Consider the following 13,987-nt stretch of genomic DNA (forward strand, 5'->3'; position numbering starts at 1 on the left):
GAATAATTTAGGATTAATTCTTCATTTTTTGATATAAAAAAAGCGGCTGAAGTTTTTTAGCCGCTTTTTAGTTTTTTTTAAGAAATATTATCTTAGATAGAGTCAATTTTAATGTGTAATTCTTTTAATTGTGCCTCATCGATTGCTGCAGGAGCATCAATCATAACATCACGTCCGGAATTGTTTTTTGGGAAAGCGATAAAATCTCTAATTGTTTCCTGACCTCCTAAAATCGCAACTAATCTGTCCAAACCAAATGCTAATCCTCCGTGAGGTGGTGCTCCGAACTGGAAAGCATCCATTAAGAAACCAAATTGAGCTTTTGCTTCTTCTTCAGTAAATCCTAAATATTTAAACATTAACTGTTGCGTCGCTTTATCGTGAATACGAATAGAGCCTCCTCCAATTTCGTTTCCGTTTAAAACCATATCGTAAGCATTTGCACGAACTTTTCCTGGTTCTGTTTCTAACAAAGACATGTCTTCTGGTTTTGGAGACGTAAATGGGTGGTGCATTGCGTGGTAGCGACCGCTTTCTTCGTCAAGTTCCAATAATGGGAAGTCTACAACCCATAATGGAGCAAATTCTTCTGGTTTACGTAATCCTAAACGGGTTGCCAATTCCATACGTAACGCAGATAATTGCGCGCGTGTTTTATTAGCCGGACCAGAAAGAACAAAAATCATATCACCAGGATTGGCTTCTGTTGCTTTTGCCCATTTTGCTAAATCATCATTGTCGTAGAATTTGTCTACAGATGATTTGTATGTTCCGTCTTCATTACATTTTACATACACCATTCCGGATGCACCAACTTGTGGACGTTTTACCCAGTCAATTAATCCGTCGATTTCTTTACGGGTGTAATTTCCTGCTCCGGGAACAGCGATTCCGACAACTAATTCAGCTGAATTAAAAACCAGGAATTCTTTGTGTTGTGCAAATTCGTTTAATTCACCAAATTTCATTCCGAAACGAATGTCCGGTTTGTCATTTCCGTATGTTTTCATAGCATAGTCGTAAGTAATTCTTGGGAATTTCTCTACTTCAATGCCTTTAATTTCTTTTAATAAATGTCTTGTCAAACCTTCAAAAACATTCAAAATGTCTTCTTGTTCCACAAATGCCATTTCGCAGTCAATCTGAGTAAACTCTGGCTGACGGTCTGCACGTAAATCTTCGTCACGGAAACATTTCACAATTTGGAAATATTTATCCATTCCGCCCACCATCAATAATTGTTTGAAAGTTTGTGGAGATTGTGGTAATGCGTAAAATTGTCCTTCGTTCATTCGGCTTGGAACAACGAAATCTCTCGCTCCTTCCGGAGTAGATTTTATTAAGTAAGGTGTTTCAACTTCGCAGAAATCTAAATCAGATAGATATTTACGAACTTCCATCGCTACTTTGTGACGGAACAATAAACTGTTTTTTACCGGATTTCTTCGGATATCCAAATAACGGTATTTCATTCTGATATCTTCACCACCATCAGTTTCATCTTCAATTGTAAACGGAGGAGTTAAAGCAGTATTTAAAATCGTTAATTCAGAAACTAAAATTTCGATTTCACCTGTTGGAATATTCTTGTTTTTAGCTTCACGCTCAATAACGGTTCCTTTAACCTGAATTACAAATTCTCTTCCCAGAGTTTTTGACAATTCAAAAACAGTTTTATCAGTACGACTTTCGTCGAAAATAAGTTGTGTAATTCCATAACGGTCGCGTAAATCGACCCAATTCATAAATCCTTTATCACGTGATTTTTGAACCCAGCCCGCAAGTGTAACTTCGGTATTAATATTTGAAGCGTTTAATTCGCCGCAATTATGACTTCTATACATAATCTCAATTTTAGACTGCAAAAGTAAATACAAAATTCAAGATAATATAGTAAAGTGATAAACTTGATGTATAGAATTTTAAATATTTTGTTAATTCTTAAATTAGGAAGCTTTAAATTCTTTAGTTTTGAATCACTAAAAAAACTAATAATAATACCTATGAAAAAACTTTTTGTTGCAGGTTTGGTAATTTTTAATGCTTTGGGCGTTATCGGACAAAGTAAGGATGCAATTAAATTCACGGCTAAAATCGCAAATAGAAACAGCGATACTTTAGTGATTAGAGGAAAGGATAATTTCAAACAAGTAATTCCAATAAATAAAAAAGAGGTATTTGCAGCCACTTTTGATGCTCCAAAAGGATTTTACATGTTTTCTGACGGAACAGAATCTTCAAACTTGTATTTAAAGCCAAATTCAGAAGTGAATTTGACCATGAATGCGAAAGAATTTGACGAGACTATTGTATATAAAGGTAAAGGTGTAAACGAAAGTAACTTTTTAGCGCAACAGGCATTAAAAGATGAAAGTTTTCAAAAAGATGCTTTTTCAAAAGAAAGCGGAGAATTTACTGCTCTATTGGATGCTAAATTGAAAGCAGATACTGAAAGCCTTGAAAAAGGTGATTTAGATCCGGAATTTAAAATTGCATTAAGACGCAGTATTGAAGGTTTCAATAAATACGCTGCTGAAGAATATGAAAGAGCGGCAAAAGCAAATAAAATGGTTGGAAAAGCTTCTCCAAATTTTGACTACGAAAATTTTAAAGGCGGAAAAACAAAACTTTCTGACTTAAAAGGAAAATATGTTTACATCGATCTTTGGGCAACTTGGTGTGCGCCATGTAGAGCTGAAATTCCTTATCTGCAAAAAATGGAAGAGAAATACCACGGAAAAAATATTGAGTTTGTGAGTATTTCTATAGATAAGTTAAAAGATAACGAAAAATGGAAAAAATTTGTAACGGATAAACATTTAGGTGGTGTACAGCTTTTTGCTGATAAAGATTGGGAATCTGAGTTTGTAGTAAATTATGGTGTAACAGGAATTCCGAGATTTATTTTAATTGATCCGCAAGGAAATGTTGTAAAGTCTGAAGCTCCAAGACCTTCTGATCCTGAATTAGATAAACAATTAAGTGCTTTATTGAACTAATTTATTTACGAAATTTATATCGTTATCGTAAAAGTTAGTTTTTTCTAAAATATGAGTAAAACCAGTGCTTCAGCGCTGGTTTTTTTATTTCTGGTAATTTTCCAATGTTAAGTTTTTAGGTAATGTTACCAAATTGTTAAGTAAAAGTTTTTTTAATGTAAACTATTAACTATATTTGATAACAATTTAGTAACATTCAATAACATTTAATACCTGACGATATGAAAAAGTGTGTGATTTTAGCGGCTGTGTTATTCTCTGGAATTTTAACAGCACAAGAAGGTAAACCTGAATTAGAAGCTGTTGGAAATAAAGTAAAAGCAACTTACTATTATGAGAATGGCAAAATACAGCAGGAAGGCTTTTTTAAGGATGGAAAATTGGACGGTATCTGGGTATCTTATGATGAAAATGGAAATAAAAAAACCGTTGGAGAGTACACAGACGGACTAAAAACTGGAAATTGGATCTATTTTAATGAAAACAGCTTGAAAGAAGTTGCTTATGTAGATAACAAAGTTAGTTCAGTTAAAAACTTACAGAAAAATGCTTTAGCAAACAGAAACTGATAAAAGTTTCGAAAATCATAAAAGAACCGCTTTTAATAAGCGGTTTTTTTATGTCTTTTTTTGAATGAAAAATATAAATCTCACAAAGGAACTAAGTCCAAAGATTATTTTATAATTTCTGGATTTAACGTCTTTGTGAGATTAAAAAAATTTAGTGTCTTTGCGTCTTTGTGGCGAGAAACTAATTGGAGTATGTTGAGTTCTTTTTAAGAAACTACTTTTTTAGGTTTTAAATTATAGGCAACATATAAGGAAATTGAAGCCAGGAAAATCCAGAAAACATCAATAAAGAAAATCTGAATTTTGTTGTGCATAAACGATGTCCAAAACCAGTCTCCAGAAACAATTCCATTTGTGATTGGGATTAAGAAACCTAAAATACTTCCAGAAATCAAGCAGAATTTATTGGTAAAGCCATCATTCTTTTTAATGATAAAAAATATTGTCAGCAATAACCATCCGCCGAAATAAAGTCTGAATAGATTTGCCTGGCTTAAAGGATAGAAAATCTTACTGCCGATAAAAGCTAAAGCAGTAATTGGATACATACTCAAACAAATTGCTAGGTAAATACGAACAACGGCATTGTTGAAGCGTCTTTTCTTTTCAGGCATGTTCTTTTTGTCTCTGGCAACCAGCCAAATCATAACTCCTGAAATGATTACAAAACAAGTTATAATTCCTAAAATAAAGCTTATTATTTTTAAAGCATATCCGCCGTAATCGCCAAAATGTATTCGGTATAAAACATTTTTGACAACATCTAAATAGCTGGTTTGAGAAATAGGATCTTTTTTAGCGATCTCTTTTCCATCAGCAATTCGATAAACTACTTTCCCGATTCCAGTAAATTTTTTCTGGCTTAAAAGTTCTCCTTCAACTAAAACATGCATATTGGTATCGCCGTAATTTTGAATAAAAACACGTGTAATTTCAAAATCATTCCAGTTCTTTTTTGTTTTGGCAACCAGTTCGTCGATATTAAATGGAGTAGCTAGTTTTTTATTTTCAAATTTATAGTCAGGATCTGTGTATTCTAATTCTTTATATAATTTACTCTGATCGTTATTGTATAATGCCATTACAGCTGGCGCTACAATCAACAGCTTAATCATAAAAAAGGCTCCAGTAACAGCATAAACAAACTGAAAAGGTAAACCAATCATTCCTAATGCCGTATGTGCATCAGTCCAAAGTGTTTTTAATTTTTCTTTTGGACGGAAAATATAAAAATTAGAAACAATTTTGTTCCAATGCAATAATACACCAGTTATAATTGCAAATAAGAAAAACAACGCTACAAAACCAGAAAGATAATATCCAACAGGATACGGAATCTGGGCAAAGAAATGCAAACGATATAAAAGTTCCCCAAGAGAATAAGATTCTTCGTAGGTAAAAGTTTTAAAATTTTTAGGATTTAAATAGAAATACTGTCCTTCTTTTTGTTTGGCTGGAGCCAAAGTGTCTTTGGTTCCTTCCATATAAACGCCAACTCTTTCTTCTATAGAAGGTTTGGAGATTGTTATGTTTCTTCCATGCAAAACATATTTTTCATCCAAATGCTTTAGTGCTTTATCGTAGTCTAAATGGATTTCTCTCGTGATTGCTGTTGATTCACTTCTTTCCCAATTGATGATTTCATCTCTAAAAAAAGAAAAAGACCCGGCAAAGAAAATTACAAATAAAGCTACGCTGATAACGATACCGCTGACAGTATGAGTATGAAAGTAGATATTATAATGACGGTTGTTCATAACTATTATTGAGCAGTATGATTATAGGTTTGACCAAGATAAATAAAAAGACAAAAAAGCAAACTCAGCAATATGTAGATTCCCCATATTTTCCAGCCGCTTTTAGCTAAAAATGCAATAACCATTAAGGCGACCCAAACTATAAAACCAGTAAAAGCCATAGTGATTAGTACATCTGCACGATTAAACCAAGCTGCTAATGCTAAATGAAAAGTAACAGATACAAAGTATCCTCCTAAAATGGCAGCGGTAATCTTGGTAAAACGAGCACCAATAGAGGGATTTAAATATTTTGGATTTGCTGGCATATCGTAATATAAAAATGATGTTAGTGATAGTAAAATTCTAGTAAAGCTACAAAAAGCAGCAAAACCAAAAGGGCTTTACTGTTTACCTTCTTTAAAGGAGCAAGAATAATAATTAAACTTCCAATTGTCATTAACTGAATGAAAAATAGTAGCGTACCGCAACCTAGAGATTGTGTAAAGAGCCACATTATATAAGCAGTTGTTAGTAATCCTAATCCGATAATTTTAGTTGGTTTTGGATTTTTCTTCATCCATTTTTCAAAACCTAAATCATACGATAAGACTGCTCTTTTTGAAGTGTAATAAAGAGTATAGAAAGCTAGAAAAACAAAAAGACTGGCAATGGTAATCATAATCTTTAAAATTTAAAAAACACCTTTCTTTACAGGAAAGGTGTTTTTAATGGTTTTTTATTAGAATCTATAAGAGAAGTTTGCCGAAACAGTTCTCATATTTCTTGGATGAATTGTTGACCAACCATCGTAAGTATCAACATTAGCAATATTATCTAATTTTAACGTCAAAGTGTATTTTTCTGTTCCGTAAAAAATAGAAGAATTTAATACAGTGTAAGAAGGTAATGAAAACTTACCAACAAGATTTCTGTTCATAATATAGTTTTTGTCGGCATAGTTTCCTCCAAAACCTAAACCAAAACCTTGTAAATCTCCTTCTTGGAATTTATAACTAGCCCAAAGATTTGCTAAATTTCTTGGCCCTGAACTTTCTGGTCTTTGTCCTACAAATGAAGGATCTCCAGCATTTAATACAGCATCAACATAGCTATAACCTGCAACAATGTTTAAACCTGTAATTGGGCTTGAAACGAATTCTGCTTCAAAACCTTTGTTTCTTTGAGCTCCATCCTGGAAAGCTGTTTGAGTTGTTGCTCCATAAATTACATATACCTGATCTTTAACTTGAATATCGTAGTAGCTGAATGTAGCGTAAAATTTATCTTTAAATAAATTTAATTTTGTTCCAACTTCGAATTGGTTAGCGTGTTCTGGTCCAAAAGTTCTTGGACGTGTACTTCCGTCTGCTAAAATCTCTGTTACAGGAGCAGAATTAGCAAAGCCATCCATATAATTAGCAAAAATCGAAACTTTATCAAGAATTGGCTGGTACACTAAACCAAATTTAGGAGAAAAAGCAGTTTGGTTATAATCGTCATCTTTTGTTGCTACATTTCCAGCAGTTACAAAACGGTCAACACGTAAACTTGCCATTGCAGATAAAGCAGGGGTAAAGTTAAATACATCAGAAACGTAAGCGCTATACACTTCTTGTTTTGTTCTGTTTACACTAATTCCTGCGTTAGCGATTAGGGCATCAGTACCAGCTTTAGTTAAATTACCACTATCGTTATTCGTGATATAATCTGCTGGGTTTGTTATTTTGAAAACTTCTTCATTTACAGTTTTTACATCAAGATTTCCAATATATACAACACCATTGGCTACATAGTTAGAGCTATTGTCAATCATACCTCTATTGAAATAATCTAAACCGGCAACAATTCTGTTTCTCATGTTTCCGATTTTGAAATCACCAATAAAGTTTTGTTGGATGTCTGTTGTTAACGTTGTTGAATTTTGGTAATTCATAGAACGTCCTAAAATAATTCCTTGCGTAACTCCTGAATAAGTAGGACTACTTGTGCTTTCATATAAGTAGCTGTAATATCCATCAGATGAAGACGACCCTCTTGAAACTACAGTTTGAGAAGACCACTGATCATTAAACTTGTAATTCATCTGAGCTTGTAAGTTGTATGAAGGAGTTTCAATTAACAACTCGTTACTAGTGTAAGAACGTTTGTTATCATAACCTAATTCATTCATATTGTGAACTCTTAATACAGAACCTCTATCTAAAAATAACATAGTAGCATTTGTCTGTTTATTGTTCATGAATTCTGTATTAATGAAAAACGAAAGTTTGTCATTCACCTGGTAAGATAATGATGGTGCGAAAAAGAATGATTTTTTCAATCCGGCATCTTGAAAACTATTTTCGGTGTGGTAAGCGGTATTTACACGAAAGTTGATTTTGTGTTCGTCATCTAGTGGAGTGTTTACGTCAGCAGTAACTCTGTTTAAACCGTTGCTTCCTGCAGTATAGCTAACTTCACCGCCAAAATGATCGTAAGGTTTTTTAGTAGTCAGGTTGATTAAACCTCCGTAAGAGATTAAACTACTTCCAAATAAAGTTCCAGAAGGTCCTTTAATTACTTCAATTTTATCAATATTAGCAGGATCTAAACCGCCGTTAGATAATCCTGGTAATCCGTTGATCATAGTTGGCTGAACGGCAAATCCTCTTAAAGAGAAATATCCTGCTCCGTCACCTCCACGTCCTGTAGAAGCCCAAAGAGGTGTTAATCCTGGTGCATTTTTAAGAGCGTCATCAATATTAGTAACTACTTGCTCTTTTAAAAGTTCAGCAGTAATAGTGGTATAAACTTGTGGGTTTTCAAGATTTTTAAGAGGCAATCTTGATACTTGTTGTGTTTCTTTACGGGCTAATGGATTTTTTCTGTTTCCATTAACTACAATTTCATTTAATTCCTGAGAATTTTCACTAATTCTAAAATCCTCAATAATTGAGTCGCCGCTGTTAAGGCTAACGCTTTTTTCTTTAGAAGAATAACCAATTCCAGAAACTTTGATTACGTAGTTTCCAGGTTTAATATTTTTAATTTCATAGAAACCATTTGCATCTGTACTAGTTCCTATTTTTGTTCCTTTCAATACTACAGAAACATTATCTGCAGCCTGATTATTTGTTAAACTGATTTGACCTTTAATAGTTGCTTTTTCCTGAGCTAAAGCTGATACGCTGGTCAATACAGCAAAGCAAAAACTTAAAAAGGAAATGGTAAATCTATATTTCATTTTTATTTAGAATTGATTTTAATAGCGCAAATGTAGTTGTTGATTGCTAATAATGCAAGTTATCCTTATTTATTCTAAATAAAATTTTTTTCAGAGGGTAAAATTTAAGTTTATGTAAAAAATTAACAGCTTAAGCTAAAATTAAGACAGTATTAAGAAAAAAAACCTGTTCAAATTGATGAACAGGTTTTTAAGTATTGTTGAAAATTATTACAATTACAATTCTAAAGCACGTTTAGCATCGCCATTCATTAATAATTCTACTGGATTTTCTAAAGCTTCTTTAACGGCAACCAAAAAACCAACCGACTCACGTCCGTCGATAATTCTGTGATCGTAAGAAAGAGCAACGTACATCATTGGGTGGATTTCCACTTTTCCGTTTACAGCGATTGGACGCTCGATAATGTTGTGCATTCCTAAGATTCCTGACTGAGGAGGGTTGATGATTGGAGTAGATAACATACTTCCGAAAACACCACCGTTTGTGATTGTGAAAGTTCCTCCAGTCATGTCGTCCACTGTAATTTGACCGTCACGAGCTCTTAAAGCTAATCTTTTGATTTCAGCTTCAATTCCACGGAAAGTTAATAATTCAGCATTACGAACAACAGGAACCATTAATCCTTTTGGTCCAGAAACTGCGATTGAGATGTCAGCAAAATCGTAAGCGATTTTGTAATCACCATCCATCATTGAGTTAACATCCGGATATAATTGTAAAGCTCTTGTAACTGCTTTTGTAAAGAATGACATGAAACCTAAACCTAAACCACCATGTTTAGCTTTGAAAGCATCTTTGTATTCGTTACGAATTTGGTTAATAGGAGTCATGTTTACTTCGTTAAAAGTAGTCAACATAGCTGTTTCATTTTTAGCTGAAACTAATCTTTCTGCTACTTTACGACGTAACATAGATAATTTTGTACGCTCAGTTCCACGGCTTCCACCAGTTGGAGTTCCCATAGAAGGTACTGCATTTACAGCATCATCTTTAGTGATTCTTCCTCCTTTTCCAGTTCCTGAAACTGTTGCTGGAGCAATATTTTTTTCGTCTAATATTTTTCTTGCTGCAGGAGATGGAGTTCCAGCTGCATAACTTGTAGCTGCCGGAGCCTGAACTGGTTCTGCTTTTGGAGCCTCAGCTTTTACTTCTGCTTTCGGAGCTTCCGCTTTTGGAGCCTCAGCTGCCGGAGCTGCTGTTGCATCGCCTGCTGGTTTTGCAGCATCTGTATCAATTAAACAAACTACAGCGCCAACTGCTACTGTATCACCTTCTTCAGCTTTTAGTGTAATTACACCACTCATTTCAGCAGGTAATTCAAGAGTAGCTTTATCTGAATCAACTTCAGCAATTGCTTGATCTTTTTCTACATAATCTCCGTCTTTTACTAACCAAGTTGCAATCTCAACTTCTTTTATTGACTCCCCTGGTGATGGGACTTTCATTTCTAAAATCATCTTATTTTTTGTTTAAGGTTTTTATGGTTTCAATCCCGATAGCTATCGGGATTGAAACTGGAAACATTTTTTTATTATCTGAATAAATTTTTATCGAATACCATTCTAATTGCATCTGCGTGACGACGTTTTGCACGTGTGTAACTTCCTGATGCAGGAGCAGAGTATGCTTTTAATGAAGCTAATCTCCATTTAACAAGATCAAAGTTCATTAACATAAAGCTGTAAGCTCCCATGTTTTTAGGCTCTTCTTGCGCCCAAACATAATCATCGGCATTTGGATATTTTGCAATGATTTCTTTAATCTGCTCAACAGGGAAAGGAAATAATTGCTCGATACGAACAACTGCAACGTCATTTCTTCCGTTGTTTTCTCTTTCAGCCACAATATCATAATAGAATTTACCAGTACAGAAAACTAAAGTTTTTACTTTCTTTTTATCTACTGTATTATCGTCAATTGTTTCTTGGAAACTTCCAGTTGCTAATTCCTCAACTGTTGATACGCATCTTGGATCACGCAACAAACTTTTTGGAGAGAAAACAACCAATGGTTTACGGAAGTTTGTTTTCATTTGTCTTCTCAACAAGTGGAAGAAGTTTGCTGGAGTTGTACAGTCTGCAACATACATATTATGTCTTGCACAAAGTTGTAAGTAACGTTCCATTCTTGCAGAAGAGTGTTCAGCACCTTGACCTTCGTATCCGTGAGGCAATAATAAAACGATACCATTTTGGTTGTTCCATTTGTCTTCTCCACAAGAAATATATTGATCAATCATGATTTGAGCTCCGTTAGAGAAATCTCCAAACTGTGCTTCCCAGATGGTTAAGGCTTTTGGGTTTGCTAATGCATATCCGTAATCAAAACCTAAAACTCCATATTCAGATAAAAGAGAGTTGAATACTCCGAATTTTCCTTTTTTGTTTTCGATTGCATCTAAAAGAATAACTTCTTCTTCAGAATCTTCAACTTTAACAACTGCATGACGGTGAGAGAATGTACCACGCTCAACATCCTGACCAGAAATACGAACATCAAATCCTTCAGTTAAAAGAGATCCGTAAGCTAATGCTTCTGCAGTTCCCCAGTCAAGAGTATTGTTATCGTATCCAACTTTTCTGTCTGTAACAATTTTAGTTATTTTATTAATGAACTTTTTGTCAGATGGTAAAGTTGAAATGGTGTTGATGATAGAATCTAAACCTTCTTTAGCGAAAGTAGTATCTACTTTTTGAAGCATTTGTGTATCAGTTACCTGAACAAATCCTTCCCATTCGTTTTTCATGAATGGTGTAATGATAGTCAAATCTTTTTTACGAGAAGCTTCTAGGTTTTCTTCTAAAGCAGATTTGTATTGTTTTTCTAAACCGTTTACATAAGATGCATCGATTACGCCTTCAGATAATAATTTCTCAGCGTAGATGTCTCTTGGGTTTTTATGTTTAGCAATGATTTTATATAAAACCGGCTGTGTGAAACGAGGTTCGTCACCTTCGTTGTGTCCGTATTTTCTATACCCTAATAAGTCAATAAATACGTCACGTCCAAATTGCATTCTGTAATCTAATGCAAAAGATACAGCGTGTACAACAGCCTCAGCATCGTCAGCATTTACGTGTAATACTGGAGATAAAGTTACTTTAGCAACGTCTGTACAATATGTAGATGAACGAGCGTCTAAATAGTTAGTTGTAAATCCAACCTGATTGTTGATTACAATGTGGATTGTTCCTCCAGTTTTGTAACCGTCAAGTTGTGCCATTTGAATGATTTCATACAAAATACCCTGACCTGCGATTGCAGCATCTCCGTGAACGGCGATTGGCAATACTTTAGAGAAATCGTCAGCAAAATATTTATCTTGTTTTGCTCTTGTGATACCTTCAATTACAGCTCCAACTGTTTCTAAGTGAGAAGGGTTTGGTGCCAAATTGATGTTAATGCTTTTTCCGGATCTTGTTTTTCTGTCAGCCGTAAGACCTAAGTGGTATTTTACGTCACCATCAAAATATTCCTGATCGTAATCTTTTCCGTCAAACTCACCAAAAATATCCTGAGTAGATTTTCCGAAGATGTTTGCCAAAACGTTCAAACGACCACGGTGAGCCATTCCCATTACGAATTGTTCTACACCTTTTTCAGCAGCTTGCTCGATCAAAGCATCAAGAGCCGGTATGATAGATTCTCCACCTTCTAATGAGAAACGTTTTTGTCCAACATATTTAGTATGAAGGAAATTCTCAAAAGATACAGCTTCATTTAATTTGTCTAAAATAGTTTTCTTTTCTGCTGAAGAGAAATTTGGCTGATTAACATTTACAGCTAATTTATCCTGAATCCATTTTACAACGCCAGGATTTCTAATATACATATATTCAATACCAATATGCTGGCAGTAAATAGCTTTAAGACGATTTACGATATCTTGTAAAGAAGATGGTGCTAATCCGATAGTTTGAGCAGCATCAAAAACAGTTGAAAGATCAGCTGTAGATAGCCCGAAGTTTTCGATATCCAATGTTGGAGATGAAGTTCTACGGTCACGAACTGGATTTGTTTTCGTGAATAAATGTCCGCGCGTACGGTATCCGTCAATTAATTTAAGAACGTTGAATTCTTTTTTTAGTTTTTCAGAAACTTGACTATAATCTGTGTTGTCGCTAGTCACGTACTCAACGATGGTTTGCACTGGATTTTCGTCGTTATAAGTTGTTTGTCCAAAGTCGAAACCTTGAAAGAAACTTCTCCAGCTAGGCTCAACGCTGTCTGGGTTAACTAAATATTGATCGTATAATTGTGCAAAAAACTCGGTATGCGCTGCGTTTAAAAATGAAAACCTATCCATAATATGAGTGAATATACTTTTTGTTATATAGAAAGGCAAAAGTACAACAATCACATTTATTTAAATCTTTTTTTTACGTACTTTTACGTAAAAATTTGTTAAAATAAACGTTAACTATGAAGAAAAATCAAATTTCAATCGTTTTCAATTTCTTTTTTGTGATTTTGGCTGTTTTATTTTCAACGAATGTATCGGGGCAGCAAAAGTATGTCATAGATAACAGCAATCACTTCTGGGAAAAAGTTCAATTTGGAGGAGGTCTCGGTTTAGGAATTGGTTCTGGTTATACAGACATTTCTGTAATGCCAAGTGCTATTTACAATGTTAACGAAATTGTTGCCGTTGGTGTTGGTTTACAATTTGGTTACTTAAGTTCAAAGAATTACTATGAATCGTACGTTTATGGCGGAAGCTTAATTGGGCTCGTAAATCCTATTCCTGAAATTCAATTATCTGCTGAATTAGAACAAGTGCGAATAGATACAAGATATGATTCCAATATAAACAGACCCGCTTTTTCTGATAGTTATTGGAACACTGCTTTATATCTAGGCGCAGGTTACAGAACTGGAAGTGTGACGATTGGAGCTCGTTACGACGTTTTGTATAATCCTAATAAAAGCCTTTACGGATCTGGATTTATGCCTTTTGTGAGAGTGTATTTTTAATCTAAGTTGCTACCCCGATAGTTATTGGGGCTGAGATGCTAAGTTTTTTAATATTTTTTATGATAGAACCTGAATTTAGATGCGGTACAGCAAAGGCGATTCAAAAGCTGGTTAAAGAGTTGAATATGCCATATGAGGATTGGATGCAGGATTGGCCTTATGAAGTTGCCAGTCCAAATGAAATAGATAAATATATTAGTTATTACAGGAAGTTAACAGATGATGATGAGAAGTTTGTTCTTATGGAAGCTATTATTCAAGCGACTGAAGATTTGAATACAGATAAACTTTTTGAAGAATATTTAAGTATAATAAAGCATTTACTGGAAGACAATTTTACTATTCATCAATATACAATCTATTATTGGGCATGTTTTGATAATGAAAATATTGATGACTGCTGGAAGATAAGTTTGTTTATGAGAGAGCTATTTGGCATTCAGCAAGAAAAAACCTTAGGAGCTTAGTGTTTTGATGCC

Annotated in this window: 11 protein-coding genes; 4 read left to right on the forward strand and 7 right to left on the reverse strand. The window is 34.2% G+C overall.

The annotated features are described in order from the left end of the window. Positions 1 to 92: 92 nt before the first annotated feature. Entirely contained in the window at positions 93 to 1,844 is a 1,752-nt protein-coding gene (aspS, locus tag ACFS3A_RS21445) for an aspartate--tRNA ligase (RefSeq protein WP_379827607.1), read from the reverse strand. 159 nt (positions 1,845 to 2,003) lie between these two features. Here aspS and ACFS3A_RS21450 point away from each other — a divergent pair, with 159 nt between their 5' ends. Together ACFS3A_RS21450 and ACFS3A_RS21455 are read left to right on the forward strand one after the other, a co-directional pair. Further along, entirely contained in the window at positions 2,004 to 2,999 is a 996-nt protein-coding gene (locus ACFS3A_RS21450) for a TlpA family protein disulfide reductase (RefSeq protein WP_379827608.1), read from the forward strand. A gap of 221 nt (positions 3,000 to 3,220) precedes the next feature. Further along, complete coding sequence (locus ACFS3A_RS21455; protein ID WP_379827609.1) at positions 3,221 to 3,568, forward strand: toxin-antitoxin system YwqK family antitoxin; 348 nt, start codon at positions 3,221 to 3,223, stop codon at positions 3,566 to 3,568. A gap of 206 nt (positions 3,569 to 3,774) precedes the next feature. On the opposite strand, the gene ACFS3A_RS21460 is transcribed toward ACFS3A_RS21455, so the two are convergent. The 6 genes from ACFS3A_RS21460 to ACFS3A_RS21485 form a co-directional block, all read right to left on the reverse strand. Continuing rightward, on the reverse strand, positions 3,775 to 5,325 hold the full coding sequence (locus tag ACFS3A_RS21460; RefSeq protein ID WP_379827610.1) for a PepSY-associated TM helix domain-containing protein: 1,551 nt from the start codon (positions 5,323 to 5,325) through the stop codon (positions 3,775 to 3,777). Between the two features lie 5 nt (positions 5,326 to 5,330). Then, the gene (locus tag ACFS3A_RS21465) at positions 5,331 to 5,633 is read right to left on the reverse strand and encodes a hypothetical protein (protein WP_379827612.1); all 303 of its coding nucleotides are present in this window, start codon (positions 5,631 to 5,633) and stop codon (positions 5,331 to 5,333) included. Between the two features lie 20 nt (positions 5,634 to 5,653). Then, entirely contained in the window at positions 5,654 to 5,986 is a 333-nt protein-coding gene (locus ACFS3A_RS21470) for a hypothetical protein (protein WP_379827613.1), read from the reverse strand. Between the two features lie 60 nt (positions 5,987 to 6,046). Then, positions 6,047 to 8,530: a TonB-dependent siderophore receptor gene (locus ACFS3A_RS21475; RefSeq protein ID WP_379827614.1), complete on the reverse strand. Its 2,484-nt coding sequence runs from the start codon at positions 8,528 to 8,530 to the stop codon at positions 6,047 to 6,049. Between the two features lie 216 nt (positions 8,531 to 8,746). Beyond that, positions 8,747 to 9,991: a 2-oxoglutarate dehydrogenase complex dihydrolipoyllysine-residue succinyltransferase gene (gene odhB, locus ACFS3A_RS21480; protein ID WP_379827615.1), complete on the reverse strand. Its 1,245-nt coding sequence runs from the start codon at positions 9,989 to 9,991 to the stop codon at positions 8,747 to 8,749. Positions 9,992 to 10,065: 74 nt separating this feature from the next. After that, entirely contained in the window at positions 10,066 to 12,840 is a 2,775-nt protein-coding gene (locus ACFS3A_RS21485) for a 2-oxoglutarate dehydrogenase E1 component (RefSeq protein ID WP_379827616.1), read from the reverse strand. 116 nt (positions 12,841 to 12,956) lie between these two features. On the opposite strand from ACFS3A_RS21485, the gene ACFS3A_RS21490 reads away from it, so the two are divergent. Then, complete coding sequence (locus ACFS3A_RS21490) at positions 12,957 to 13,508, forward strand: hypothetical protein (RefSeq protein WP_379827618.1); 552 nt, start codon at positions 12,957 to 12,959, stop codon at positions 13,506 to 13,508. 59 nt (positions 13,509 to 13,567) lie between these two features. After that, complete coding sequence (locus ACFS3A_RS21495; RefSeq protein WP_379827619.1) at positions 13,568 to 13,975, forward strand: hypothetical protein; 408 nt, start codon at positions 13,568 to 13,570, stop codon at positions 13,973 to 13,975. Positions 13,976 to 13,987: the final 12 nt, after the last annotated feature.

The sequence above is a fragment of the Flavobacterium notoginsengisoli genome (assembly GCF_042686225.1).
In the GTDB taxonomy this organism is placed as follows: Bacteria; Bacteroidota; Bacteroidia; order Flavobacteriales; family Flavobacteriaceae; genus Flavobacterium; species Flavobacterium notoginsengisoli.